Genomic DNA, 24,596 nt, shown 5'->3' on the forward strand with positions numbered 1-24,596 from the left:
TTGTTGATGAATCTGCTTTGACTAACAAAGCTTCCAACAGTGATTCTCGTATCTTGTAATCTCGAAGGAAAATCGTGATTAACATTTTAAGTATTGGGAACTCTCACGAGCTTCCTTCTCATTTGATTAAACAAAAACGGTTTTATCACATTTTTAAAAAAGAAAACATTGGTATATCAACATTCCACTGGTCATATTATTATTCAGCAATTCATAGAAGCTCATCTATCATTACCCAACTTAACAAATTAATTGAATGAAGATAATAATATGATTCAAAAAATCATTCTCTTATATCTGCGGTATTTTTTTGGAATACCCATGTAATCCCATCAGAAAAATTGCCTGTTTTCTCAATTCCCATTAATTCTAAATCCGCATAAAAACCACCTTTAGTTATGCCAAATCCCAATTCACTTTTATTAAAAACTTCAACTGGTGTGGTTGATAGTTGATGACTTTCTTGACGTCCATCTTCATATACACTTGTAATGACCAACTTTTCAAACTCACTTGTTTGACTAATCGCAGCAGTAGCCGTAAACCCCAGATTATTTCCACTGTAATCAATAACTGTACAACCTACTATTTTTCTAGGAAATACAATTTTATTTGACAGTGGTTGTTCCCCAAAATCTAAAAAATCATCTACTGTAAATGTTGTATCTCCTGCCACTACTGAAGAATTAACAGTTGTAGTCTCCGCCTCTACTTTTGTAATACCTAGATTCATCAACATTATGACTAAACCAACTGTAAAAATTATTTTTTTCATTTTTAATCCCTTCTCATACATTTACAGTATATAAGGAAGCAACCTCCTCATTCTTTAATAATAAGAGGAGGTTAGCATTATCGAATTATTCTGCTACTTCGCCAGTAGCTTTTTGGAAAGACCATGTAATAGTTTCTGAATAATTACTAATCTCTTGTACTCCTGATAACTCTAAATCAGCAGTAAAAACGTTTGGATTTTCACCAAATGCTAACGAAGCAGCGTTAATAACTTCTGAAGCAACTGGTGAGAGTTGAACTCCTTGAATAGCTAGTTTCGCATGTTCATTTGAAGCAGTAATAGCTACATTTACAGTATATCCTTTATCATTACCACTATAATCAACCACATTATAATTAATTGATTTTTGAGGGAAAACAATTTTTTCTGCTAAAGACTGTTCACCAAAATCAAGTGTTTGGTCTACAGTAAATGTTGTCTCTCCAGCAGTAACATTTGCATTAACATCAGTTGTTGATGCTTCAACAGTATGACCATAGCCACCCATCACTAATCCACCACTTAACACCGCACCTATCATTATTTTTTTCATTGTTCCTACACTTCCTATTCTAATATTTTGTTTTGTACCTTAGGTTCTAAATGCCATACTAAGGTTGTATTATAAAATCCAGCTTTAACTGAATTTGATAAACTGATATTGGTTTGCAAACTAATTTTTTCTTTTTTGTTTTTACTTTCATAAACAGTTGAAAAATCGCTCGTTATTAATTGGTTTTCTACTGTTAAATGAAAATAGTTTTTTTGTTTATCATAATCTGTGGTTGAAACTAACAATTTCCAGCCATCGTTACTACCCGAAAAATCTCTAATAGTCAAAACCAATTGTCCTATACCAATAGTGGAACCTGCTTCTGATAACTTTACCGAGCGATTAACTATATCGGTTTCAACTAGCAGCGCCATTTCTCCTGCCACAATCTGTGCACTCACGTTTGTTTCATTTCTTTCGGCATACCCCAAAGAAGGGAACGTAAGTAACCCTATCCCCATTAGTAACAAACCTCTGTATATTTTTCTTCTTTTTCTAATGCACAAAATCAGAAAAATGATTATCACCCCAGCAACGCTAAAATAATTTTTCCTTTCTCCCATTTGAGGTAATTTTTTTTCAAGATGTTGTATATTAGCATTCTGACCCTTGTTTTCTATATCAACACTATCGTCTATCACTTCAATATTAACTAAAGAGGTCGCTGCTGAAACATTTGAAGGAAATATGAAACTTATCCAGGCAACTGTTAAAATTAATAATAAAAACATCTTTTTTATCACTATTCAGAAACCTCCTTAGTTGAAGGAGAAAGGAGCCATTCAATAACACCACTGTCTACTCGAGGTTCTTGTACAGCACCGTACTCAACTATTATTCCCGTTTGTGCATCCCAACTTTCATTAATAATTGTCTTTTCCTTATCACCCAAACTAACATATATAGGAATCAAATCTGATATAGCTTTTTTATTCATTAATAAACATTGGGAATAGTCCTCGTTAGATGTTTCTATTAGTTTAGCGTATAGTTCCCATGGTCCCTTAACTTTTCTTCCATCATCCACTATTATAGGTTGATCACTAGGCCAAGATAGAGTTGTATTGGGATCTCCCAGTTTATACGAACCAAAGTTGATATTGCTAGGAACGTTCAAGCTTAAGCTATTCCCAACTACTTTTAAGTTCATGGTGATTTCTCTTGTTGATCCTGCTTTCCACGGTAATGCCACACTAAATGTTACTTGATAATTTCCAGGTGGCGAAACTAACACACCATCTTTGACTTCTAAATTGGAATTTTTTAGATGTAATGATTCATTAAAATCAACTGGTGCCCCTTTTTCATCAGTAATCTTTACCAAGTCATTGTAATCAAAAGCCTCTCCTGTATAGAGTGTCACTTCGTCTTCTGAATACTTGCTTTCAATCCACGTACCATCTACTTTGACATCTGTTGTAGTTTCAATGGTCTCTTCTTCTTCTAGGTCATTGATATATGTGTATGTGTACTTGACTGGATATACACCAGGTACTTCCAAATTAACATCTCCTGTTACCTTCAATAAACCTACTTTTATAGCTTCATTTGCCTCGTAGCTCATCCCTTTTTCATCAACAAATTGAGTGACTCCTTGTCCAGGCTTCCACGGATCCTCTTCTTCAACATGCCCTGATAATCCCGTATGAAGATTATCTGAAGATAATACTCCTAAACTTTGTTGCTTTATCCAACCCGAAAAATCATACCTAAGTGGTGTAGCAGTTTGCCTTGTTTCACTTAATAAGTGGTATTTATTTTTAAGTTTGACATCAGTACTACCCAATAGACCATTATATTTATATGTCGAAGAATCATAAAAATCATACTGTGACTGCAACCCATAAAGACTAAACATCAAGTTTGAATAGTTGCCCCCATTTCGTTCTGCTTCTCTTTTTAATGTAATAGTATACTTAGGTAGTCTGCTTGTATCATTTGTCTTTCTCGTTTGAATATTTATGCTTATCTGACCATCATCACTATAAAAAGTTTTATTCGTTTGAAATTTACCTGATGCCATTGCCCATGCATATCCTAACCAAAAATCACCTGATGCCGTCACTCCGGTACCATTATTACCATCATTATATGGAGGTTTGTTAGTAAATTCATAAACAACTATATCTCCAACATTATTTCCTAAAACTTGTCTTCCACGCGTGAGAATATTAGGATAGGTTCCATCCAAACTCCTCTTCCACATATATTTTACTGAACCAACATTTCCCCACTTTCTATCTTCATCGTATTCTCTAAAAATTGGGAACCATACAGCCATATTATTAAAATCTGATTTGTTCAATGCTTCAGTCTCAGAATATAGTTTTTCATCAACACCTGCATAGGTTTTCGTAGGAACAGAAAAAAATGAAATTAATAGCAATCCTGCAACAAAATAGAGTTTTTTTTTCATAGATCCTCTCTCCTTTTTTGTTTTTTAGAGAGCTGCCAGAATATTGTTAATAGCAAAGCTAAAATTATCAAACTCACTATTATCATCCAACTGTTACGTTTCTCTTTTTTCACTACGTTTATTTTTTTTGAATCTTTATCTGTCACGGTAAATGATTGATTAAACTCCCAAGTTCCAGCATTTTTATGAGTCATGACTAAATTAAGTGTATACTCTCCCGGTTTATACTCTTCACTTAACGGTATTTGATAATCAAAAATCGTCTCCGGAGTTACATCAAATACAACATTTCTTTTTTCTACCATCTCTTTATTTTTATTAAATACTTTTGAATCGAAACTAACTTTATTTAACAAGTTGGGACCTAAATTTCTAATAGGAACATTTAACACCATGGTATTAGTCAATGATTCCTCCAAGTTCAACTTGCCAAACTCAATTATCGGAACTGGTCGTTCATCGATATTCCCTCTTAACACGATTGGAATATTGTAAACAACAACATTGCTAATGCCGCTATTTTTTTGTGTGTTATCGGTATTCTCAGAAATATTAATCCCTCCCATTAATATTCCATTAAAATCATCACTTGAGAAAGCTACCATCCCTTCAATTACTTTACTTTCATTTGCTTTAAGATTAACTGTTTGTGGAAAACTTACTTGTTTTTTAATCTTAAATTTCGTAGGCAATTCTGAATCGTTATTGTTGCTATAATCAATTATCTGATTTACATTCGTTTCTGCTTTAGTTACTAAAATATTATATGATTTTTCTTCATTGGTTTTATTGGAGATTCTTACCCCTATCTGCTCTTCCTTTCCTGGCTGCCACTTTATATCAAAAAAACCTTCCACATCATTTGTTTGATTTTTAGATAATATCGGAGTCACACTATAGGTTCCGGATGGAGTAGTCTCATCTGCTAGTACTGACTGGGAAAAGGAAAAAATACAAACTACAATTAGCATAGTTAATAATCGTTTTTTCATCATATATAATCACCTTTTTATAGAATATATTTAATACTATCATTTTTATAAAAGAAAACATTTCTTGTTATTCGTATTTTCAAACAAAAAAAAACATGTTTTACACGTAGAACGCATGTTTTTTAAGGTGCTTTTAATAGATTTAATGATTTTTGTCTAAAAGGGCTAAATTTCACACAAATTTTATTCCTTTTTTTTGTTTTTTTATGTATATTAAAGACATATTTTTTTTTTTTATATCTTTATAATGTAGAAAGAAGAAATAAAATGGAGGATTAAATTATTATGTATGAAATACTAGAAAGAAAAGATCATGAGAAATATAAATTGCTCATCCATATAAATAATTCAGAATATGATGATTTTCTATTAGAAGAACTTTCGCACCAACTCAATATGTCCGAATTAAAATTAGCATTACTGATTGATGAGATTTTGCATGAAGTTGATAATCCGGATCTATTGATTAGAAGGAATAGTAAAGAGATTTCTAAAGGAATTAATTTTTCCACAGAACCTTTCCTCAATTTTTATTTAACCAAAAGCATCAAATTTAAATTGGCAAAAGATTTATTCTACAATAAATATATTTCATTAAGAAAATATTCGATTAACAATAATATTAGTTTTACAACTATTTCACGAATGTGGCGAGAGCTAAAAGACATACTTTTAAAATTTGATATTCATATTTTAAAACGTAATAAACAGTTTGTATTAGCGGGACCAGAAGAAAAAATCAGATACTTTTTTTTTGTTTTATTCAAACATAGCGGTGAACAAACTTTTTTAACACTCGATATTTGCCATCTAGACTTCGTCTACGAATCTAATGTCGTCTCACCTTCACAGATGAAATTAGATAATCTTGCGTTAATTTTAAACATTTCAATTATCAGAGCAAAATATAAATGCTTTATAAAAAAAGAACCTGATTATTTTTATTCAGCGAATAAATTAAATAATCCAACGTCATTTTTTAATATTTTGGAAAAATTCTATGATAAGTCCATCTCGGAAGAAAACTTAACAAAAGAACTGACTTTCTTATACTTTTTTATTAATACATGGACTATCACAGGAAAAAGAGTCACATCGGGTTCCAATTCCTATCTAACTACTGAGTTAACGAAAACAATAGATTTTAAAGTTTGTAATGATTTGATTATTGAAATAATTAATACATTTCACTTACATTTAAACCCAGATGACTATTTTTATTTGATAATAAACCTTATGAGCTTAAAAAATAAACAACGTATATTTGGCTCTCTTATAGATTTACACGGAAACATTTATAATACGAATAACTATAAAAAATTCATCTCGGAACTTCCCGACGATGTAATAAATCAAACTCATATCTCAAGTGAACAACTTTACATCATTTTTTGTCCTTTATTGATTGATAACTACTACTCAATCAAACTTCTTATTTTAAGTAGTTATGGTTTCGAAGAAAAAAAATATATAGAAAAAAAACTAGCCGCTTTGTTGCCATATAATGTTGAAGTTGTTGAGTTCATCAATCAAAAACCTGACTTAATTATCACAGATTATTTTTACAATAATAATCATGCGCCTGTATATTATCTAAATCCTTATCCCAAAAACTACGAATTCGAAAAATTAGCTAGATATATTGCAGAAAAAAAATTATATAAAAACAACTCAATTGACACGCTAGTATAATACTTTTCAAGTAGAAAATTGAATATTCTGTCAATTCAAACGCCATTTAGATATCTAGCTATTTTGTAATTACCTTCTAAGCTGATTTCTACGAAAAGATGTGATAAGACCTTGCAATCTGCATTTTTTTGCTTAGTTATATTAAAAAATATCAGTATCTTTTTTACCACTACAACGAAAAAAAGACACTTTCCAAATTTTGGAAAGTGTCTTTGAACCGTTGATATAACAACGATTAACGTTTTGAAAAGGGGCAGTTAGTAATTTGATACTTCTCTATCCGTAAGAATCCCTTTATATCAACGTTTAGTAGTTCTGGAACTGGTCTAAGACTGGTAGAAAAGGATAGAAATTGATTACAGTTGAACCAATTTGAACCAAAATTTCTGGATGTCAGTTGAATACAAAGTTTTCTAAAACTAGTATTTTATTTCGAAATTTCATTTGTCAAATTAAGCTGGGCGAATGAAAAAGATAAAAAAGTCAAGCAGAGTACCACCTATTCTTGAATTTTGACGAAACATTTTTGATGCGTTTTGAGTCCAACGTTTATTAGCGCTCGCCTTCACAGGCGACTTCGCAGTTCTGAAAATAATCAGCAAAAGCGAACGTAAAAACAATTCCAGTTTTTCAGCCAAAACATAATCAAATACTGCAAGTTGCAAAACCATTTATACTTTTACAACCTAGTATTTTTTTGTATAAACTAAAATTTTCTAAAAAAAATCTTCAAAATCATCCATCATCTCCAAAGTGTCCAGTCCTTCTTCTCTTCCTTCTGAAATAAACTCTTTAACCTCCTTGAGCTGAGCTTGATCGATAACCCCAGCCACAGATAAAAACGTATAGAATTTTTTCAAAGCACTGCCCGAACTTTTGACTTCAGAAGCACTTGCCCACAAAGCTTTCCTTGGGAAAAAATCGGCCAAAAAACTTTTCGTATCAGAAAAATCAGTGGTGGAGGTGTGCAGTCCATAATACAACAAATAATCATCAATGAAAAACTGGACATTTCCCAGATGTTTTCGCACAACCTTATCACTAAGTCCTAGTCCATCCTTCAAATAGCGTTGAAACCCTTCAAGTACAAGCTGGTTATTTTGCATAATTTCTTCAGCAATTTTTTCATAGTCCTCGAACCAATCACAGCTTTCATATTTTTCCCAATGACTAAAGTCCTTCCAAGACTGAGTGGCCGTATGCTGTATTTTATCTTTTAGCTGGTCAATATCCGCTTCACTAACAGGATGAATGACGAGTTCTCCTTCAAATACTTGGAGGATAGCTTCTTGAGGAGAGGCATAAGCAATAGTGCTGATTGGGACTTCTAATAGCCGATTTATCAGTTCCTTTTGAACGATTGCGGGATCTTTGATCGTTGTCCCCTGAGCCATACGGATAAACATATTGGTAACAGAAATAAGCGAACGGTCGAACCCTTTACTGACCTGAATTTCTCCAGCCAATTCAAAATATCGCTTGATTTTTTGAGATGACACCCCTGCCTGCTTAAACACTTCACGGATTCCCTCAAGGATATAAACTGCCAATTCTTTTTTATTTTTGGCATTGATATCCGCTAAAACAACTGGAGCTAACGTCAGTCCGTTGACCAACACCAAAATTTTCTTGCGATGGTCATTATAATAATTAGCTTCCCACGAAAAAAATAGATTACGTTGAGAAAACAACTTCGCCAAAGGTATGTTTTCCGCCTTTGGTAATGCTGAAAAAAGCGGCTGCGTTTTTTTAGTAGGATTTATAATCATATTTTCCCTCTCCCTATCAAGGCTTTCTAATCTAGATTATATCTCAAAGACCATCTGAAGAGAATAGGTAGCTCGTAATCCCATGTTTCAATTTTTTTTATTGAGCTTCAGCCATGAAATTTCGTTCATGACCGCTTAATAGCTACTGAGCATTTTGGTGCTTACTCATCAGTCCTATTTGAGAAAAAATAAAAAAATATCTAAAAAGACACTTCCCAAATTTTGGAAAGTGTCTTGACTTGTTGATTTTTTACCAAGGCTACTCTGCTCAGCAAAGCTTCCACCAGTGATTCTCGTATCTCGTAATCTCGAAGAAAAATCGTGATTAACGTTTTGAAAATTGTGAACTCTTACGAGCTTTTTTCTTACCTGGTTTTTTACGCTCAACCATACGTGAGTCACGTGTCAGCAAACCAGCTTGTTTTAATGGTGCACGGAAGTCAGGATCAACTTCAAGCAATGCACGAGCGATTCCGTGACGAGTAGCGCCTGCTTGTCCAGCATAGCCTCCGCCATGTACGTTGACTAATACGTCATACGCACCTTTTGTTGCAGTTGCAGCGAATGGTTGGTTAACCACTTCACGCAAGTCAGCATGTGGAATATATTCTTCAATATCTTTATCGTTCATAGTGATTTTTCCAGTTCCTGGTACTAAACGCACGCGAGCAACTGATCTTTTACGACGGCCTGTGCCGAAATATTGTACTTTAGCCAATGAATTTCCCTCCTTAAATTAGGTTTGTAATGTCTAAGACTTCTGGTTGCTGTGCTGCGTGTGGATGTTCCGCTCCACCGTACACATGCAATTTAGACAGCTGCTGGCGTCCCAAAGTATTTTTAGGAAGCATCCCTTTGATTGATGTTTCAATTAAGCGACGAGAATTTTTATCTCTCAATTCACCAGCTGAGATAGACTTCAAACCACCTGGGAAACCTGTATGATGGTGATACATCTTATCACTTGCTTTGTTACCTGTTAATTTAACCTTGTCAGCGTTGATAACAATGACAAAATCACCTGTATCCACATGAGGAGTGAATGTTGGTTTATTTTTACCACGCAGAACAGAAGCAACGATTGTTGAAAGACGACCCATTGGGACATCTGTTGCGTCTACTACGTACCATTTACGTTCTACTTCGCCAGTTTTGGCCATATATGTTGTACGCACTTTTTTTCCTCCAATTTTCATCTAAATGTTTGACAAACACAATAAGTTTCCGGGGCTCATCGTGGGGCAAACAATACCATTAACCATAATACCCCTTAAACGGCATAAAGTCAATGTTTTTTCACCCTTTGCCAATTATTTTTTATCATATCTCACTTCCATTAAATACAAGCCTTCCGGATGAGCTGTCGGGCCCACGAACTTTTTATCACCTGTTTCTAGGGCCTTTCGGATCGTATCCGCCGGCAATCTCCCTTGCCCCACTTTCAGCAAGGTGCCCACTAGGATACGGACCATTTTATACAAAAAACCTGTACCCCTAAAAACAAAGAGCAGCTCCTGATTCTTCTCGTCTAATGTCACCGACGCTTCAATAATCGTCCGCACACGATTCTCCACTGAACTTCCGGCAGCACAAAATGCAGTAAAGTCATGAGTTCCTACCACATCAGCAATCCCTTGTTGCATTAACTCTACATCCAGTGCCCTTGTGTAGGGATAAAACGCAGCATAGCGCCGCTTGAACGGCACCCGCGAACGAGCTATATCCAACCGATATTGATAAGTTTTTTCTGTTGCATCGTAGCGGGCATGGAAATCATCTGTCGTTTTTTCCAATGAGCGGACTGCAATATCACTAGGCGTCTGTGTATCTAGAGCATGACGTAATTTTTCCGGCTCCCTCTCCTGCGGCAAATCAAAATGAATCACTTGGCCCCACGCATGGACACCGGCATCTGTCCTTCCGGAAGCATGGATAGTCACTTTTTGACCGCTATTGAGTTTCTGCAATGTCTTCTCCAATGCCGCTTGGACCGTATATCCGTTTTCTTGTGTCTGAAAACCGCTGTAATTCGTCCCGTCGTAAGCAATCACTGCCTTATACCTGACCATCTTTTCCCTCTTTTCACATAAAAAAAGCGCATCTATCAAAAGCTTCCTGCCTCGAAACGTCCAACCATGTTTTCACGTTTAAGAGCAGCTTGCAATAGATCGCTTCTTATCTAATTTCTTGCCCATAACAAAGCAACAGTCAACAACCCGTAGGATAAAATACACAAAGTGTCTTTCAAACGCCACTTTAATTGGCGGTACTTGGTCCGTCCTTCGCCCCCTTGATATCCGCGGGCTTCCATAGCCGTCGCCAATTCCTCTGCCCGGTTGAAGCTGCTGACAAACAGCGGAATCAACAGCGGAACAATGGCGCGCATCTTATCCATCAAATTCCCTTCGCCAAAATCCACCCCACGGGCACGCTGGGCATTCATGATTTTTTCTGTCTCGTCCATCAAAGTTGGGACGAAACGTAAAGCAATCGACAGCATCAAAGAAATTTCATGTGCAGGAAATTTCACTGCCTTGAGAGGACGCAACAGAGATTCTATGGCATCCGACAAAGACAACGGCGGTGTGGTCAACGTCAGCAAGGTAGACATAAAAATAATCAGCACGAACCGGCAAAAAATATAAAAAGCATTCAACACACCGGCCTCGGTGATGGAAATAATCCCCCAACTCCAGTAGACCTGTCCCCCTTGAGTAAAGAACAACTGTAAAATCACAGTAAATAAAATCAGCCAAATCAAAGGACGAACCCCTTTGAGAAAGAATGAGAGATTGACTTTTGATAGCAGAATGGCAAAAATGGTGAACGCCCCCATCACTGCAAAAGAAGGCATATTATTACATAAAAATATAATACCGATAAAGTAAAAGCTGCTGACCAGTTTGGCCCGCGGATCCATCCGGTGAACAATCGAATCTCCGGGGATATAACGACCAAGGATTAACTTATTCATCATTTCGAATCACCTGCTTCATACTTTTTCAAGGCATCTACCAATTCTTCTGTCGTCAACGGCATTTGGTCAAATACCATTCCTTTACTGCGTAACTTATTTGCAAAACGGGTCGCTTTAGGCACCCCCAATTGTTTTTCTTCCAGCCACTGGATATCAGAAAAAACATCCCGAGGTGCTCCTTGTTTGATAACCTGCCCCTTCGCCAACACTATGACATAGTCAGCATAATCAGCCACGTCATCCATCATATGGGTCACTAGGACCACTGTCATGCCCCGGTCCTTATGCAACCGGTCGAACATCTCCAGCATCTCTTGCCGTCCTTGCGGGTCCAACCCGGCTGTGGGTTCATCCAGTACAAGAACCGACGGCTGCATCGCCAATACACCGGCAATAGCCACGCGGCGCATCTGCCCGCCGGAGAGTTCAAAAGGCGAACGCTCCAGATAACTTTCATCCAAACCAACTAAACCAAGCACGTCTCTGACGATTTTTTCAATTTCCTCTTCGGAGCGCCCAAAATTTTTCGGACCAAAGCCAATATCTTTTGCCACTGTTTCTTCAAACAGCTGTGCCTCAGGAAACTGAAAAACAATGCCGACTTTTTGGCGGATATCTTTCAAGTTTTTATTACTGGTTTCAGGAGTGATGACCCGATCTCCGATTCTTACGATGCCTTCCGTAGGCTTGACCAATGCATTCAAATGTTGCAGCAACGTAGATTTCCCACTGCCTGTGTGCCCCACAATCGCTGTGTAAGAGCCGGATTTTATCGTAAGATCGATATCCGTCAAAGCCCGCTGCTGAAAAGGAGTGTTTGGCTGATAAATAAATCCTACTTTTTCAAACTGGATGTCCATAGCCAATCAATCATCCTTTCTTCTGACATATATTCTTCAGGTATTTTTAAACCTTGTTTGTCCATCTCGATTTTTAATTTTTCCGGAAAGGGCAAGTCCAGCCCCATTTCAACCAGCACTTCACCTGAAGAAAATATTTCTTCCGGCAGTCCCTCACGATAAACTTCTCCCTGACGTATCACTAAGACGCGAGTCGCATTAGCTGCTTCGTCAATATCATGGGTAATCGAAATCACTGTTAATTTTTTTTCTTCACGCAATTTTTGAATCGTGGAAATCACTTCCAGACGTCCCTTCGGATCCAGCATGCTCGTTGCCTCGTCCAAAATAATCACGTCCGGGCTCAGTGCCACCACACCGGCAATCGCCACCCGCTGTTTTTGTCCGCCAGACAAGCGGACAGGTTCTTTATCATAAAAATCCCACATACGCACTTGTTCAAGCGACTCTTTGACGATTTTCAACATCTCGTCTCTAGGGACTCCCTGATTTTCCAAACCAAAAGCCACATCGTCTTCCACTGTTGCGCCCACAAACTGGTTGTCGGGATTTTGAAATACCATACCGATTTTACGGCGGATTTCCCAAACATTTTCTTCATTCATGAGCATTCCTGCGACTTCCACAGTACCCTCTTGAGGGACAAGCAAGCCGTTAATCGTCTTTGCTAACGTTGATTTCCCGGAACCGTTGTGACCGATGATTGCCAGCCACTCCCCTGGATAGACATCCAAGTTGATATTTTTCAATGCCGGCCGACCGCCATCTTGTTGATAAGTATAACTAACGTTTTCTAGCTTTATTATTGGTTTCATATTAGCCTCACAATTTATAAAAATTCCTGTCTCCTATTATATACTAAAAAATGGTAAAAAAAAGAAGCTACACCTTGTTAGCTTAACATAAATTCATTATCTAACATCACACCATTAACAGTAACAAAAATCAAGGAAAAATTCAACGAAATAAACGATTCGACAGCAGAGTAAAACAGTTTAAGACAACATTGTTCTAAAATAACTCCTTACCCACTTTGAAAATTAGTTTTTTCTTAGTGAGTCCAAATCGCAAACACTCTTTAACCACCCGGCTAAATTTTAAAAATAACGACAAAAAAACACTTCATATGATGAGCGCTGCCTCTCCAACCCCTGAAAGGAAGTCGGAGAGTAGCCACCACGAGCTAGACTAGGAAATGAAAACAAGCTTCATTCCAACATCATAACACTCTAAATAAATCATCAATAAAGTGATGGTATAGTTTTTTTATTAGACAAGTTCTAAAATAACCATTTGAGCGGCATCACCGCGGCGTGGTTCAGTTTTTAAAATGCGTGTATATCCGCCGTTACGCTCAGCATAACGAGGAGCGATATCGTTGAACAGTTTTTGTAAAGCTGTTTCAATGACGATTTCTTCATTCTCTTCTCTAACGTCAGCAATCTCATTTCTTACAAATGCTGCCGCACGACGACGAGCATGCAAATCTCCACGCTTACCTAAAGTGATCATCTTTTCCGCTGTAGAACGTACTTCTTTCGCACGCGCTTCAGTCGTTACGATTTTTTCATTGATAATCAAGTCTGTAGTCAAATCTCGCAACATTGCTTTACGCTGACTGCCTGTACGACCTAATTTACGATAACTCATGTTAATTCCCTCCTTTATCTATAAAAGGTTTAGTCTCCTCTATTCTAAAACGAAGTTATTTTTGAAATAGCGGTCTGTTTATTTAAAATTTTTAATCATCTTGACGCAGGGCCAATTCCAATTCACTTAGTTTGAATTTGACTTCATCCAATGATTTCCGTCCCAAATTACGGACTTTGATCATTTCTGCCTCAGACTTGTTGGTCAATTCCTGAACAGTATTGATTCCTGCTCTCTTCAAGCAGTTATATGAACGAACGGAAAGATCCAACTCTTCGATAGTCATTTCGAGCATTTTCTCTTTTTGAGTTTCTTCTTTTTCAACCATGATTTCCGCATTTTTTGCTTCATCAGTCAGGTTGACAAAGATGTCCAGATGCTCGGTCAATATTTTGGCAGCCAAACTAATGGATTCTTGCGGCATGATGGAACCATCTGTCCACACTTCCAAAGTCAGTTTGTCAAAATCATCACGACGTCCAACACGTGTATTTTCCACTTGATAATTCACTCGGCGAACCGGTGTGTAAATCGAATCAACTGGCAAAACACCTATCGGCATATCTTCATGTTTATTGTCATCAGCTTGCACATAACCGCGACCAGGTTTTACAACCAGTCGGGCATGCAAAGATGCGCCTTCTGCAACATTGCAGATATATAAATCTTTATTCAAAATTTCAACATCACTGTCTACAATGATATCACCCGCAGTGACGATTGCAGGTCCAGTAACATCTATTTCAAGGGATTTTTCTTCTTCACTGTAGAGCTTCATTGCCAAACCTTTAATGTTCAAAATGATTTGTGTCACATCTTCTTTTACACCTTTTACAGTGGAAAATTCATGAAGAACACCATCAATCTGCAAGCTGGTAATCGCAGCCCCCGGTAGTGAAGAAAGTAAAATACGACGAAGAGAATTACCTAACGTAGTCCCATAACCTCTTTCAAGCGGTTCAATGACGAACTTGCCATAATCTCTATCCTCATCAATTTTTGTGATCCGTGGTTTTTCAAATTCAATCATTCTTATCTATACCCCTTTCAAAACGAAAAGTGTCACGTTCAATGACGCATTTAAGCTTAAACTCAAAATGAAAGACGCGCATTAAACACGACGGCGTTTTGGAGGGCGGCATCCATTATGAGGCACTGGAGTGACATCACGAATTGCTGTCACTTCTAAACCTGTTGCTTGTAATGAACGAATTGCAGCTTCACGACCTGAACCAGGGCCTTTAACTGTCACATCAACAGTTTTCAAACCATGTTCCATAGCAGTTTTAGCCGCTGCCTCAGCTGCCATTTGGGCTGCAAATGGCGTTGATTTTTTACTGCCTTTGAAACCTAGAGCACCTGCAGACGACCATGAAATGGCATTTCCATGAACATCTGTTATCATCACGATCGAGTTGTTAAAAGTTGAATGAATATGAGCAATCCCAGATTCGATATTCTTTTTCACACGACGTTTCTTGCTAACTTTTTTTGCTACCATGAAGTTCTAACCTCCTTCACAACTGATTTATTTTTTCTTGCCAGCGATAGCACGAGCTGGGCCTTTACGAGTACGTGCATTATTTTTTGTGTTTTGTCCACGAGTAGGCAACCCACGACGATGACGGATACCACGGTATGAACCGATTTCCATCAAACGTTTGATGTTCAAGTTCACTTCACGGCGCAAATCACCTTCGATTTTTAGTTTATCTACTTCTGCACGGATTTTATCTAATTGATCATTGGTTAATTCCCGGACACGGATGTCCTCTGAAACTCCAGCATCAGCCAACACTTTTTGAGCAGTGTTTTTACCGATACCGAAAATATATGTAAGTGAAATAACCACGCGTTTATCACGAGGAATATCTACTCCTGCAATACGAGCCATTTATGCTACACCTCCTATTATCCTTGGCGTTGTTTATGTTTTGGATTTTCGCAAATAACCATAACCCGACCTTTGCGGCGAATTACTTTGCATTTTTCACAAATTGGTTTTACTGATGGTCTTACTTTCATGATTATACCTCCTTGATTTTACGGAGTGCACTATTTAAAGCGGTAGGTGATACGGCCTCGTGTCAAATCATATGGAGACAATTCGACGGTCACCCGGTCTCCTGGAAGAATTCGAATGTAATGCATTCTGATTTTCCCGGACACGTGAGCTAACACTTCATGGCCATTTTCCAATTCTACTTTAAACATCGCATTCGGCAAAGTATCAACAACTGTTCCTTCAATTTCAATCACATCTTCTTTTGCCATTCTGAGTACCTCCTTATTACTTGTTTGTCATCATCGTACGATAAAAACCGCTCCGGCACTCTGGCCTTGATTTATAACGCCTCAACCCACCAATTATAACATAAAGTCACTTTATTTAAAAGTGGACTCGCAGGGCATTTAACGACATAAACATGTGTTAAAAACAGAGCCACAAGTATAACAGTTACTTTCTTGGCTTGAAGTTTTAAAGACTGTTGATGATTTTTTGCACATCTTTGAATACAGCCTCTATCTCGCGATTTCCGTCGATTGTATGGAGAAGACCTTTTTCTTTATAGTATTCTACGATTGGGGCACTGTCTCTGACATTGACAGCCAAACGATTTTTAACAATCTCCGGCTTGTCATCCTCCCGCTGATAGAAATCGTGGCCGCCGCAACGGTCACATGTCCCTTCAACTTTTGGCGGATGATTCAATTTGTGATAAGTCGCTCCGCAATCTCTACAAATAAAACGACCAGCTAAACGGTCTATTAAGATACTTTCTTCCACATGGATGTTGATGACAGCATCGATTTTTTTGCCTAAGTCTGACATTATTTCTTCTAAAGCATTACTTTGGTCAATAGTCCGTGGAAATCCGTCCAGCAAAAAGCCTTTATCAGTATCTTTTTGATTAAGACGTTCTTTCACAATACCATTGGTCACATCGTCTGGAACAAGCTCGCCTTTGTCGATATAAGACTTGGCTTCCACACCTAGAGCTGTTTGATTTTTTATTGCTTCACGAAACATATCTCCAGTCGAAATCTGCGGAATGTGATAGGCATCGATGATTCTTTCTGCCTGTGTGCCTTTTCCAGCGCCTGGTAAACCCATTATAATGAGATTCATATCGGTTTATCCTCCTAGCAAGTTCGAGAGTAGTGCTGAGGTCATTTGCCCCAACACATGCTCTTACTCAGCGATGAAGCCTGTGTACTGACGCTTCATCAGTAAGCCTTCTAATTGTTTTGCAGTTTCCAAGGCTACACCTATCGCAATTAACAAACTTGTGCCTCCCAAACCAATAGCTGTCGGCAGTTTGAAAAGATTTTGTGCGACAATCGGCAAAATGGCCACTGCTGTCAGGAATAATGAACCTGCCACACTCAAATGCATCAATACAGTTGAGAGATAGTCTTCAGTTCCTTTTCCTGGACGTACACTCGGAATATAGCTTCCTTGTTTTTGTAAATTTTCTGCTACCTTTTCAGGATTGACCTGAACAAAAGCATAGAAAAAGGTGAACGCTATGATTAGGACGGCATACAAAGTGCCTCCCAAAAGTGTTGAATAATCAAAAATTTCTTTTAATACTTGGTACCAGCCGGCTGCACTGTGATTTTTTGCAACAAACTGCAAAATTTGGCCTGGCGTCGTAATAATCGAGCTGGCAAAAATCACCGGGATAACTCCCGCTGCATTCACTTTCAATGGCAAATAACTGCTTTGAGGAGCACCTGCCACTCGTTTGGTATACTGAATCGGTATTTTACGTTCCGCTTGGTTAAAATACGTGACAAACGTAATAATAGCAAACACCGCAATCAGCAATACAAGGGTAAAAATCGCAGATTTCCACAGATCTTCAGATCCGATGTTGATAAATCTATCTTCCACCAGAGTCATAATCCCTGAAGGCAATCTGGAAATGATTCCGGCAAAGATAATCATGGAGACACCATTGCCGATGCCTTTTTCTGAAATTTGCTCTCCCAACCAAGTCAAAAGCATGGTTCCTGAGGTTAAAATAATTCCAATGGTGACATAAGTTTTCACACCTGTGTCATACAGGAAACTCTGGCCTGCGAATTGATTAAATCCGGTTGTTAACGCAATGGACTGGATAAAGCCCATTGCCAACGTTAAATAACGTGTAGCCTGATTTAATTTCCGGCGACCGACTTCTCCCTGTTTGGACCACTCAACAAATTTCGGCACGATATCCATCTGCAATAGTTGAATCACGATGGATGAGGTAATGTAAGGCGAAACTCCCATAGCAAATAATGAGAAGTTTTGCATGGCACTACCGCTTACCGTGTTAATCATGCTGAACAGCGGGTTCTCACTAAGTTCTGCTAATGCTTTTACATTGACTCCAGGAACGGATATATGAGCTCCTAAACGAAAAGCGAACAAGATAAAAAGCGTAAATAAAATGCGATTACGGATATCTTTTACTTTGAACGCATCTTTCAATAGTCTAAACATTAGATCACCTCGATTGAACCGCCAGCTGATTCAATAGCTTCTTGAGCACTTTTAGAAAATTTAGCAGCTTTGACTGTTAATTTCTTAGTTAATGCTCCGTTAGCTAAAACTTTGATCCCTGCTTTTTCGTCTTTAATAATGCCAGACTCAACAAGCAATGCTGGTGTTACTTCTGTACCGTTTTCGAATTTTTCTAACACGTCCAAGTTGACCACAGCATACTCTTTGCGGTTGATATTGGTGAATCCGCGTTTCGGCAATCTTTGGAATAATGGTGTTTGCCCACCTTCAAAGCCTAAGCGTACACCACCGCCTGAGCGAGATTTTTGTCCTTTTTGTCCTCTACCGGATGTTTTACCATTTCCGGATGATGTTCCGCGTCCAACCCGATTACGCACATGTCTTGATCCTTCTGTGGGTTGTAACTCATTAAGCTTCATACTATCGGCACCTCCTCTTTATTAGTTTCATTAGTTGTCTTAAACTTCTTCAACGTCCACTAAATGTGATACAGTATTGATCATCCCTTGAATCGCTTGATTGTCCGGTTTGACAACAAAACTGTTCAGTTTGCCTAAGCCCAATGCTTTGACTGTATCTTTTTGGTTTTGAGGACGTCCGATAACGCTGCGTTTTAATGTAATTTTTACTTGAGACATTACATAGTCCTCCTTTTATCCTAAAATTTCTTCTACAGTTTTGCCGCGAAGTTCAGCTACCTCTTCAGCACGTTTCAAGCGAGACAGACCTTCCATCGTCGCACGAATAACGTTGATCGGTGTGTTGCATCCCAACGACTTGCTAGTCACATCAGCAATACCTGCAAGCTCCAAGACCGCACGAACTGGTCCCCCAGCGGCAACTCCTGAACCCGCAACTGCTGGTTTGATCAATGTACGTCCACCACTGTAAACGCCAATGACTTCATGAGGAATGGTTGAACCTACCATTGGTACTTCAATTAGATTTTTCTTTGCATTTTCAATTGCTTTACGAATCGCTTCCGGTACTTCTTGTGCTTTCCCTGTACCGAAACCAACGTGTCCATTTCTGTCACCCACTACCACTAAAGCAGCGAAACGCAGACGACGGCCGCCCTTGACAACTTTAGTGACACGGTTGATAGCAACAACACGGTCTTCTAGTTCAAATCCTTTTGGATCGATATAAGCCATGAATGGTATTCCTCCTTTTCTTAAAATTCTAGTCCGTTTTCGCGTGCTGCATCAGCCAATGCTGCCACACGGCCATGGTAAAGGTAACCCCCACGGTCAAAGACTACTTTTGTATACCCTTTGTCAACTGCACGTTTTGCTACTAATGCACCAACTGCTGCAGCTTGTTCAGTTTTGTTTCCACCTGAAATTTCTTTATCTAAGGTAGAGGCACTTGCTAGCGTCACACCCGCTACGTCATCAATCAATTGAGCGTAGATGTTTGTATTTGAACGAAATACATTTAAGCGTGGGCACTCAGCAGTACCAGAAAGATTTTTACGTACGCGTTTATGTCTTTTCTGACGCGTTGTGTTTTTATCTGGTTTTGAAATCACAATTGTCACCTCATAATTAATTTAGTCGTAAGTATGAATTACTTACCTGTCTTACCTTCTTTACGTCTTACGTATTCGCCAACGTAGCGGATTCCTTTGCCTTTATACGGCTCTGGCGGACGTACACCGCGGATGTTTGCTGCTAATTCTCCAACATGCTCTTTGTTCGCACCTTTTATAATCACTTGTGTGTTTGTTGGCACCTCAATCGTAATTCCTTCAGGTGATTCGAACTCAACTGGATGAGAATAGCCGACATTAAGCACAAGTTTTTTACCTTGCATTTGGGCACGGTATCCGACCCCGATCAGCTCAAGTTGTTTTTCAAACCCTTTGCTTACACCAGTGATCATGTTATCCAAATTAGAACGCATTGTCCCATGCAATGAACGACTTTCTTTTTCATCGTTTTCACGTGTCAACGTTACTTCATTTTCTTCAATCTTAATGGCAATGTTTGATACAAATTCACGAGTCAATTCTCCATTAGGACCTTTTACAGTCACTTCTTCCCCATTCTGTGTGACAGTCACGCCAGCAGGGATAATAATTGGTTTCTTACCAATACGGCTCACTCAAGACACCTCCTTATACTTTCTTGCAATTACCAAACGTAAGCTAATACTTCTCCGCCGACATTGCGCTCTCTAGCTTCTTTGTCTGTGATGACACCTTCAGAAGTAGAAATAATCGCTATGCCAAGTCCATTTAAAACTTTTGGCACTTCTTCAGCTTTTACGTAGGCTCTAAGTCCCGGTTTAGAAATACGTTTTAAGTTTGTGATAACACGTTCGTCATTACGGCCGTATTTCATGAAAACCCGAATGATGCCTTGCTTATCATCTTCAATATATTCAACATCGCGGATAAATCCTTCATTTTTAAGGATATTGGCGATATCATGTTTAATTTTTGATGCAGGTACTTCTAACATTTCATGTTTTACCATGTTTGCATTACGAATGCGTGTTAGAAAATCTGCAATTGGATCTGTCATGACCATTGAATTATGTACCTCCTTCTCTACTTGTAGCTCCGGTATCCGCTATTCCTTCGAATGTTTTTCTTAGAATAGAGATCCTTCACTTAGGATTAAGTTTACCAGCTTGCTTTCTTCACGCCGGGAATTTGTCCCTTATGGGCAAGTTCGCGGAAGCAAATACGGCAAAGTTTAAATTTACGATAAACTGAATGTGGACGACCACAACGTTCACAGCGTGTATATTCCTGTGTGGAGAATTTCGCCGGACGTTTGTTTTTAGCAATCATTGATTTTTTGGCCACGTAGTTCGCCTCCTTTAATTATTTTTGGAATGGCATTCCAAGTAACGACAACAGTTCACGTGATTCTTCATCAGTGTTAGCGGTGGTTACAATCACAATATCCATTCCACGTACTTTATCGACTAAATCGTAATCGACTTCTGGGAATATTAATTGTTCTTTAACACCCAGAGTGTAGTTTCCACGACCATCAAATGATTTTTTGCTGGCACCATGGAAATCTCGTACACGCGGCAAGGAAACATTGACTAGTTTATCCAAGAATTCGTACATTCTTTCTCCGCGTAAAGTTACTTTACAGCCGATCGGCATTCCTTCACGCAATCTGAAACCGGCAATTGATTTTCTTGCTTTTGTGATTACAGGTTTTTGTCCTGAGATCAGTGTGAGTTCTTCCACTGCTTTATCTAAATTCTTCGCGTTAGCGACAGCATCACCTACACCCATGTTGATCACGATTTTCTCAACTTTCGGTGCTTGCATAACAGATTTATAATTAAATTTCTCCATTAAAGACGGAGTAACTTCATTAATGTATTTTTCTTTCAGGCGGTTCATTTTCCGTTGGTCCCTCCTTTCAATACTTTTACTTATCTAAAACTTCACCAGTTTTTTTAGACACACGAACTTTTTTCCCGTCAACCACTTTATGACCAACTCTTGTTGGTTCACCTGTTGATGGATCGATGACCATCACATTGGATGCATGGATAGAGCTCTCAGTTTCAACGATGCCTCCCTGAGGAGCAGCAGCGCTTGGCTTCTGGTGCTTCTTCACCACATTGACCCCTTCAACGATGACACGGTTATTTTTAGGGAATACAGTTAATACGATGCCTTCTTTGTCCTTATCTTTTCCAGTAAGAACTTTGACTTTATCGCCTTTTTTTACGAACATTTTGTCTCGCACCTCCTTTGGATAGCTATAAATTATAATACTTCTGGTGCTAATGAAATGATTTTCATGAAGTTACTATCACGTAATTCACGAGCAACCGGTCCAAAGATACGAGTACCACGCGGACTCTTATCATCCCGGATAATCACACACGCATTTTCATCAAATTTGATATATGAACCGTCCGGACGACGAGCTCCTGATTTTGTCCTTACAATAACTGCTTTGACAATATCACCTTTTTTAACAACTCCGCCTGGCGTTGCTTGTTTAACCGAAGCAACAATCACATCGCCTATGTTTGCATTGTTACGCCCGGAACCGCCCAGTACTTTAATTGCTAAGACTTCTCTTGCACCTGAGTTGTCAGCCACTTTTAAACGACTTTCTGTTTGGATCACTATAGTATCCTCCTTTCAGATTTCAACTTACAATCTATAGGAAAATCTCGCTTAGATGATAACTGCTTCTTCTACAACCTCTAACAAACGAAAACGTTTAGTAGCGGATAATGGACGAGTTTCCATAATTTTCACGATATCGCCTGTTTTAGCAACATTATTTTCATCGTGTGCTTTGTATTTCTTAGAATATTTTACTCGTTTACCATAAACTTTATGTGTCTTTCTTGTTTCAACAACAACTGTAATGGTTTTGTCCATTTTGTCTGAAATAACACGTCCTTGGTAAACTTTACGCTCATTTCTTTCAGTCATACGTATGGCCTCCTTCCATTATTACTTTTCTTGTGCTCGCAAAACTGTTTTGATGCGTGCAATCGATTGACGTACTTTCTTAATACGTGACGTATCTTCAAGTTGACCTGTAGCCAGCTGGAATCTCAAGTTGAACAGTTCTTCTTTAAATTCCTTTTCTTTTTCAAGCATTTCGGCAGTGGTTAGTTCTTTGATTTCATTAACTTTCATTCGATTCACCACCCATTTCTTCACGTTTTACAAATTTGCTTCTTACCGGCAGTTTATGTGCAGCTAGACGCAATGCTTCACGAGCAGTCGCTTCATCGACACCGGCAACTTCAAACATGATTTTCCCACGTTTAACAGGTGCTACCCAACCTTCAGGTGCCCCTTTACCAGAACCCATACGAACTCCGATGGCTTTGGCTGTATAAGATTTATGAGGGAAAATTTTGATCCATACTTTCCCGCCACGTTTCATATAACGAGTCATCGCAATACGAGCCGCTTCAATTTGTCTGTTTGTAATCCATTGAGAATCTAAAGCCTGCAAACCGTACTCACCAAAAGAAACATCTTTGCCGCCTTTGGCTTCGCCGCGCATTTTGCCTCTAAACTCACGACGGTATTTTACACGTTTAGGTACTAACATGTTTATTTCCCTCCTTTCTCAGTGTTTTTCGCTTCTGGAAGGATTTCTCCGCGATAAATCCACACTTTAACTCCTAGTTTTCCGTATGTTGTATCTGCTTCTTCCCATGCATAGTCAATGTCTGCACGCAAGGTATGAAGTGGCACTGTTCCTTCTGAATAGCCTTCTGATCTTGCAATGTCTGCTCCGTTCAAACGTCCAGAGACCAATGTTTTGATTCCTTGAGCACCGGCTCTCATGGTCCGTTGGATTGCTTGTTTTTGAGCACGGCGGAAAGCCACACGATTTTCCAGTTGACGTGCGATTCCTTCACCGACTAGTTTAGCATCCAAATCAGGTTTTTTGATTTCTATAATATTGATATGCACTCTTTTACCAGTTAGCGCATTTAACTTTTTACGTAATTTTTCAACCTCTGATCCGCCTTTACCAATGACCATACCTGGTTTAGCTGTATGGATCGACACGTTCACGCGGTTAGCGGCACGTTCGATTTCAACCGTTGAAACTGCGGCATCAGCAAGGTTCTCCGCAATATACTTGCGAATTCTCAAGTCTTCATGTAAGTATTCAGCATACTCTTTTTCAGCATACCATTTTGCATCCCAGTCGCGGATGATCCCGACACGCAGACCCGTTGGATTTACTTTTTGACCCACTGATTGTCCCTCCTTATTTCTCAGTCACTACTACTGTAATATGACTTGTTCTTTTGTTGATTGGTGAAGCTGATCCTTTGGCACGTGGACGGAAACGTTTCATCGTTGGTCCTTCGTTCACAAACGCTTCAGATACAACCAAATTTTCAACATCTAAATCATAATTGTTTTCTGCATTCGCTACTGCTGACATCAATACTTTTTCGATCAATGTCGCTGCTTTATTTGGCGTGTATTTCAAAATTGAAATTGCTTCCGCCACACTTTTACCTCTAATCAAGTCGATTACTAAGCGTGCTTTACGAGGTGAAGTGCGAACTGTATTAGCAGTTGCTCTTGCTGAAGTGATTTGTTCAGTCATCTGCAATTCCTCCCCTCAATAATTAACGACCTGTTTTTTTGTCATCACCTGAGTGACCACGGAATGTTCTAGTTGGTGCAAATTCACCTAATTTGTGCCCAACCATATCTTCTTGAATATATACAGGAACATGCTTTCTGCCATCATATACTGCAATAGTATAACCTACAAAATTTGGGAAAATTGTAGAACGGCGAGACCATGTCTTGATTACTTTTTTCTTTGATAAATCTTTTTGCTCCAATACTTTCTTCATTAGATGATCGTCACAAAAAGGACCTTTCTTCAAACTGCGACCCATGGTGAACCTCCTCTC

The 24,596-nt window shown here is 38.6% G+C and carries 38 protein-coding genes; 1 reads left to right on the forward strand and 37 read right to left on the reverse strand.

Annotation, left to right across the window (positions count from 1 at the left end; all coding sequences use genetic code 11):
- Positions 1-283 precede the first annotated feature (283 nt).
- The 5 genes from AC4PHI_RS13120 to AC4PHI_RS13140 form a co-directional block, all read right to left on the reverse strand.
- The gene (locus AC4PHI_RS13120; protein ID WP_492200275.1) at positions 284-775 is read right to left on the reverse strand and encodes a hypothetical protein; all 492 of its coding nucleotides are present in this window, start codon (positions 773-775) and stop codon (positions 284-286) included.
- Between the two features lie 85 nt (positions 776-860).
- A complete protein-coding gene (locus AC4PHI_RS13125) occupies positions 861-1,328 on the reverse strand; it encodes a hypothetical protein (RefSeq protein ID WP_492200276.1) in 468 nt (155 codons plus the stop codon).
- Between the two features lie 14 nt (positions 1,329-1,342).
- Entirely contained in the window at positions 1,343-2,071 is a 729-nt protein-coding gene (locus AC4PHI_RS13130) for a hypothetical protein (RefSeq protein ID WP_492200277.1), read from the reverse strand.
- A complete protein-coding gene (locus tag AC4PHI_RS13135) occupies positions 2,071-3,744 on the reverse strand; it encodes a hypothetical protein (RefSeq protein ID WP_492200278.1) in 1,674 nt (557 codons plus the stop codon). The genes AC4PHI_RS13130 and AC4PHI_RS13135 overlap by 1 nt, the downstream gene beginning before the upstream one ends.
- Positions 3,741-4,736 (reverse strand): DUF916 domain-containing protein, encoded by a 996-nt coding sequence (locus AC4PHI_RS13140; RefSeq protein WP_492200279.1) that lies wholly within the window; start codon positions 4,734-4,736, stop codon positions 3,741-3,743. The genes AC4PHI_RS13135 and AC4PHI_RS13140 overlap by 4 nt, the downstream gene beginning before the upstream one ends.
- Before the next feature lie 285 nt (positions 4,737-5,021).
- Here AC4PHI_RS13140 and AC4PHI_RS13145 point away from each other — a divergent pair, with 285 nt between their 5' ends.
- Positions 5,022-6,428 (forward strand): helix-turn-helix domain-containing protein, encoded by a 1,407-nt coding sequence (locus AC4PHI_RS13145; RefSeq protein WP_492200280.1) that lies wholly within the window; start codon positions 5,022-5,024, stop codon positions 6,426-6,428.
- A gap of 452 nt (positions 6,429-6,880) precedes the next feature.
- On the opposite strand, the gene AC4PHI_RS13150 is transcribed toward AC4PHI_RS13145, so the two are convergent.
- From AC4PHI_RS13150 to rpsS, 32 genes are all read right to left on the reverse strand, one after another.
- Complete coding sequence (locus AC4PHI_RS13150) at positions 6,881-7,099, reverse strand: hypothetical protein (RefSeq protein ID WP_492200281.1); 219 nt, start codon at positions 7,097-7,099, stop codon at positions 6,881-6,883.
- Positions 7,100-7,144: 45 nt separating this feature from the next.
- Complete coding sequence (locus tag AC4PHI_RS13155; protein WP_492200282.1) at positions 7,145-8,197, reverse strand: DUF6933 domain-containing protein; 1,053 nt, start codon at positions 8,195-8,197, stop codon at positions 7,145-7,147.
- 325 nt (positions 8,198-8,522) lie between these two features.
- Positions 8,523-8,915 (reverse strand): 30S ribosomal protein S9, encoded by a 393-nt coding sequence (rpsI, locus tag AC4PHI_RS13160; protein ID WP_492200283.1) that lies wholly within the window; start codon positions 8,913-8,915, stop codon positions 8,523-8,525.
- A 13-nt stretch (positions 8,916-8,928) separates the two neighbouring features.
- Entirely contained in the window at positions 8,929-9,357 is a 429-nt protein-coding gene (rplM, locus tag AC4PHI_RS13165; protein ID WP_492201608.1) for a 50S ribosomal protein L13, read from the reverse strand.
- Between the two features lie 150 nt (positions 9,358-9,507).
- Positions 9,508-10,266, reverse strand: a complete 759-nt coding sequence (gene truA / locus AC4PHI_RS13170; protein ID WP_492200284.1) for a tRNA pseudouridine(38-40) synthase TruA — start codon at positions 10,264-10,266, stop codon at positions 9,508-9,510.
- A gap of 110 nt (positions 10,267-10,376) precedes the next feature.
- The gene (locus tag AC4PHI_RS13175) at positions 10,377-11,174 is read right to left on the reverse strand and encodes an energy-coupling factor transporter transmembrane component T family protein (protein WP_492200285.1); all 798 of its coding nucleotides are present in this window, start codon (positions 11,172-11,174) and stop codon (positions 10,377-10,379) included.
- Positions 11,171-12,034, reverse strand: a complete 864-nt coding sequence (locus tag AC4PHI_RS13180; RefSeq protein WP_492201609.1) for an energy-coupling factor ABC transporter ATP-binding protein — start codon at positions 12,032-12,034, stop codon at positions 11,171-11,173. The genes AC4PHI_RS13175 and AC4PHI_RS13180 overlap by 4 nt, the downstream gene beginning before the upstream one ends.
- The gene (locus AC4PHI_RS13185) at positions 12,010-12,849 is read right to left on the reverse strand and encodes an energy-coupling factor ABC transporter ATP-binding protein (protein WP_492200286.1); all 840 of its coding nucleotides are present in this window, start codon (positions 12,847-12,849) and stop codon (positions 12,010-12,012) included. Before AC4PHI_RS13185 ends, AC4PHI_RS13180 begins: the two co-directional genes overlap by 25 nt.
- 454 nt (positions 12,850-13,303) lie before the next feature.
- Positions 13,304-13,684: a 50S ribosomal protein L17 gene (rplQ, locus tag AC4PHI_RS13190; RefSeq protein ID WP_492200287.1), complete on the reverse strand. Its 381-nt coding sequence runs from the start codon at positions 13,682-13,684 to the stop codon at positions 13,304-13,306.
- A 91-nt stretch (positions 13,685-13,775) separates the two neighbouring features.
- Positions 13,776-14,714, reverse strand: a complete 939-nt coding sequence (locus AC4PHI_RS13195; protein WP_126809104.1) for a DNA-directed RNA polymerase subunit alpha — start codon at positions 14,712-14,714, stop codon at positions 13,776-13,778.
- 81 nt (positions 14,715-14,795) lie between these two features.
- Complete coding sequence (rpsK, locus tag AC4PHI_RS13200) at positions 14,796-15,185, reverse strand: 30S ribosomal protein S11 (RefSeq protein ID WP_492200288.1); 390 nt, start codon at positions 15,183-15,185, stop codon at positions 14,796-14,798.
- A 27-nt stretch (positions 15,186-15,212) separates the two neighbouring features.
- Complete coding sequence (gene rpsM / locus AC4PHI_RS13205) at positions 15,213-15,578, reverse strand: 30S ribosomal protein S13 (protein WP_126809098.1); 366 nt, start codon at positions 15,576-15,578, stop codon at positions 15,213-15,215.
- A 17-nt stretch (positions 15,579-15,595) separates the two neighbouring features.
- Complete coding sequence (gene rpmJ, locus AC4PHI_RS13210) at positions 15,596-15,709, reverse strand: 50S ribosomal protein L36 (protein ID WP_009488082.1); 114 nt, start codon at positions 15,707-15,709, stop codon at positions 15,596-15,598.
- Positions 15,710-15,739: 30 nt separating this feature from the next.
- A complete protein-coding gene (gene infA, locus AC4PHI_RS13215; protein WP_126809095.1) occupies positions 15,740-15,958 on the reverse strand; it encodes a translation initiation factor IF-1 in 219 nt (72 codons plus the stop codon).
- Positions 15,959-16,163: 205 nt separating this feature from the next.
- Positions 16,164-16,814 (reverse strand): adenylate kinase, encoded by a 651-nt coding sequence (locus AC4PHI_RS13220; RefSeq protein ID WP_492200289.1) that lies wholly within the window; start codon positions 16,812-16,814, stop codon positions 16,164-16,166.
- Positions 16,815-16,877: 63 nt separating this feature from the next.
- Positions 16,878-18,176: a preprotein translocase subunit SecY gene (secY, locus tag AC4PHI_RS13225; protein ID WP_492200290.1), complete on the reverse strand. Its 1,299-nt coding sequence runs from the start codon at positions 18,174-18,176 to the stop codon at positions 16,878-16,880.
- Positions 18,176-18,616, reverse strand: coding sequence for a 50S ribosomal protein L15 (rplO, locus tag AC4PHI_RS13230; protein WP_492200291.1), 441 nt, complete (start codon positions 18,614-18,616; stop codon positions 18,176-18,178). Before rplO ends, secY begins: the two co-directional genes overlap by 1 nt.
- Positions 18,617-18,655: 39 nt before the next feature.
- Positions 18,656-18,835 carry a 50S ribosomal protein L30 gene (gene rpmD, locus AC4PHI_RS13235; RefSeq protein WP_492200292.1) on the reverse strand — a complete coding sequence of 60 codons (180 nt, stop codon included), beginning with the start codon at positions 18,833-18,835 and terminating at the stop codon, positions 18,656-18,658.
- A gap of 15 nt (positions 18,836-18,850) precedes the next feature.
- Positions 18,851-19,351 carry a 30S ribosomal protein S5 gene (rpsE, locus tag AC4PHI_RS13240; protein WP_492200293.1) on the reverse strand — a complete coding sequence of 167 codons (501 nt, stop codon included), beginning with the start codon at positions 19,349-19,351 and terminating at the stop codon, positions 18,851-18,853.
- 20 nt (positions 19,352-19,371) lie between these two features.
- A complete protein-coding gene (gene rplR, locus AC4PHI_RS13245) occupies positions 19,372-19,728 on the reverse strand; it encodes a 50S ribosomal protein L18 (protein ID WP_492200294.1) in 357 nt (118 codons plus the stop codon).
- A gap of 38 nt (positions 19,729-19,766) precedes the next feature.
- Entirely contained in the window at positions 19,767-20,303 is a 537-nt protein-coding gene (gene rplF / locus AC4PHI_RS13250) for a 50S ribosomal protein L6 (RefSeq protein WP_492200295.1), read from the reverse strand.
- A gap of 29 nt (positions 20,304-20,332) precedes the next feature.
- Positions 20,333-20,731: a 30S ribosomal protein S8 gene (rpsH, locus tag AC4PHI_RS13255; RefSeq protein ID WP_126809069.1), complete on the reverse strand. Its 399-nt coding sequence runs from the start codon at positions 20,729-20,731 to the stop codon at positions 20,333-20,335.
- Positions 20,732-20,826: 95 nt separating this feature from the next.
- Positions 20,827-21,012, reverse strand: coding sequence for a type Z 30S ribosomal protein S14 (locus AC4PHI_RS13260; RefSeq protein ID WP_125943957.1), 186 nt, complete (start codon positions 21,010-21,012; stop codon positions 20,827-20,829).
- A gap of 18 nt (positions 21,013-21,030) precedes the next feature.
- Positions 21,031-21,570, reverse strand: a complete 540-nt coding sequence (gene rplE / locus AC4PHI_RS13265) for a 50S ribosomal protein L5 (protein ID WP_492200296.1) — start codon at positions 21,568-21,570, stop codon at positions 21,031-21,033.
- 28 nt (positions 21,571-21,598) lie between these two features.
- Complete coding sequence (rplX, locus tag AC4PHI_RS13270) at positions 21,599-21,910, reverse strand: 50S ribosomal protein L24 (protein WP_492200297.1); 312 nt, start codon at positions 21,908-21,910, stop codon at positions 21,599-21,601.
- Between the two features lie 32 nt (positions 21,911-21,942).
- Positions 21,943-22,311, reverse strand: a complete 369-nt coding sequence (gene rplN / locus AC4PHI_RS13275) for a 50S ribosomal protein L14 (RefSeq protein WP_126809060.1) — start codon at positions 22,309-22,311, stop codon at positions 21,943-21,945.
- Between the two features lie 51 nt (positions 22,312-22,362).
- A complete protein-coding gene (gene rpsQ, locus AC4PHI_RS13280; protein WP_126809057.1) occupies positions 22,363-22,626 on the reverse strand; it encodes a 30S ribosomal protein S17 in 264 nt (87 codons plus the stop codon).
- Positions 22,627-22,647: 21 nt separating this feature from the next.
- Complete coding sequence (rpmC, locus tag AC4PHI_RS13285) at positions 22,648-22,836, reverse strand: 50S ribosomal protein L29 (RefSeq protein ID WP_126809054.1); 189 nt, start codon at positions 22,834-22,836, stop codon at positions 22,648-22,650.
- Entirely contained in the window at positions 22,826-23,260 is a 435-nt protein-coding gene (gene rplP / locus AC4PHI_RS13290) for a 50S ribosomal protein L16 (protein ID WP_492200298.1), read from the reverse strand. Before rplP ends, rpmC begins: the two co-directional genes overlap by 11 nt.
- Positions 23,261-23,262: 2 nt before the next feature.
- Positions 23,263-23,919 (reverse strand): 30S ribosomal protein S3, encoded by a 657-nt coding sequence (gene rpsC, locus AC4PHI_RS13295; RefSeq protein ID WP_492200299.1) that lies wholly within the window; start codon positions 23,917-23,919, stop codon positions 23,263-23,265.
- Between the two features lie 13 nt (positions 23,920-23,932).
- Positions 23,933-24,280 (reverse strand): 50S ribosomal protein L22, encoded by a 348-nt coding sequence (gene rplV / locus AC4PHI_RS13300; RefSeq protein ID WP_126809045.1) that lies wholly within the window; start codon positions 24,278-24,280, stop codon positions 23,933-23,935.
- Between the two features lie 22 nt (positions 24,281-24,302).
- Complete coding sequence (rpsS, locus tag AC4PHI_RS13305; RefSeq protein WP_126809042.1) at positions 24,303-24,581, reverse strand: 30S ribosomal protein S19; 279 nt, start codon at positions 24,579-24,581, stop codon at positions 24,303-24,305.
- Between the last annotated feature and the right edge of the window lie 15 nt (positions 24,582-24,596).

The sequence above is a fragment of the Vagococcus sp. QWL-13 genome, from assembly GCF_058683555.1.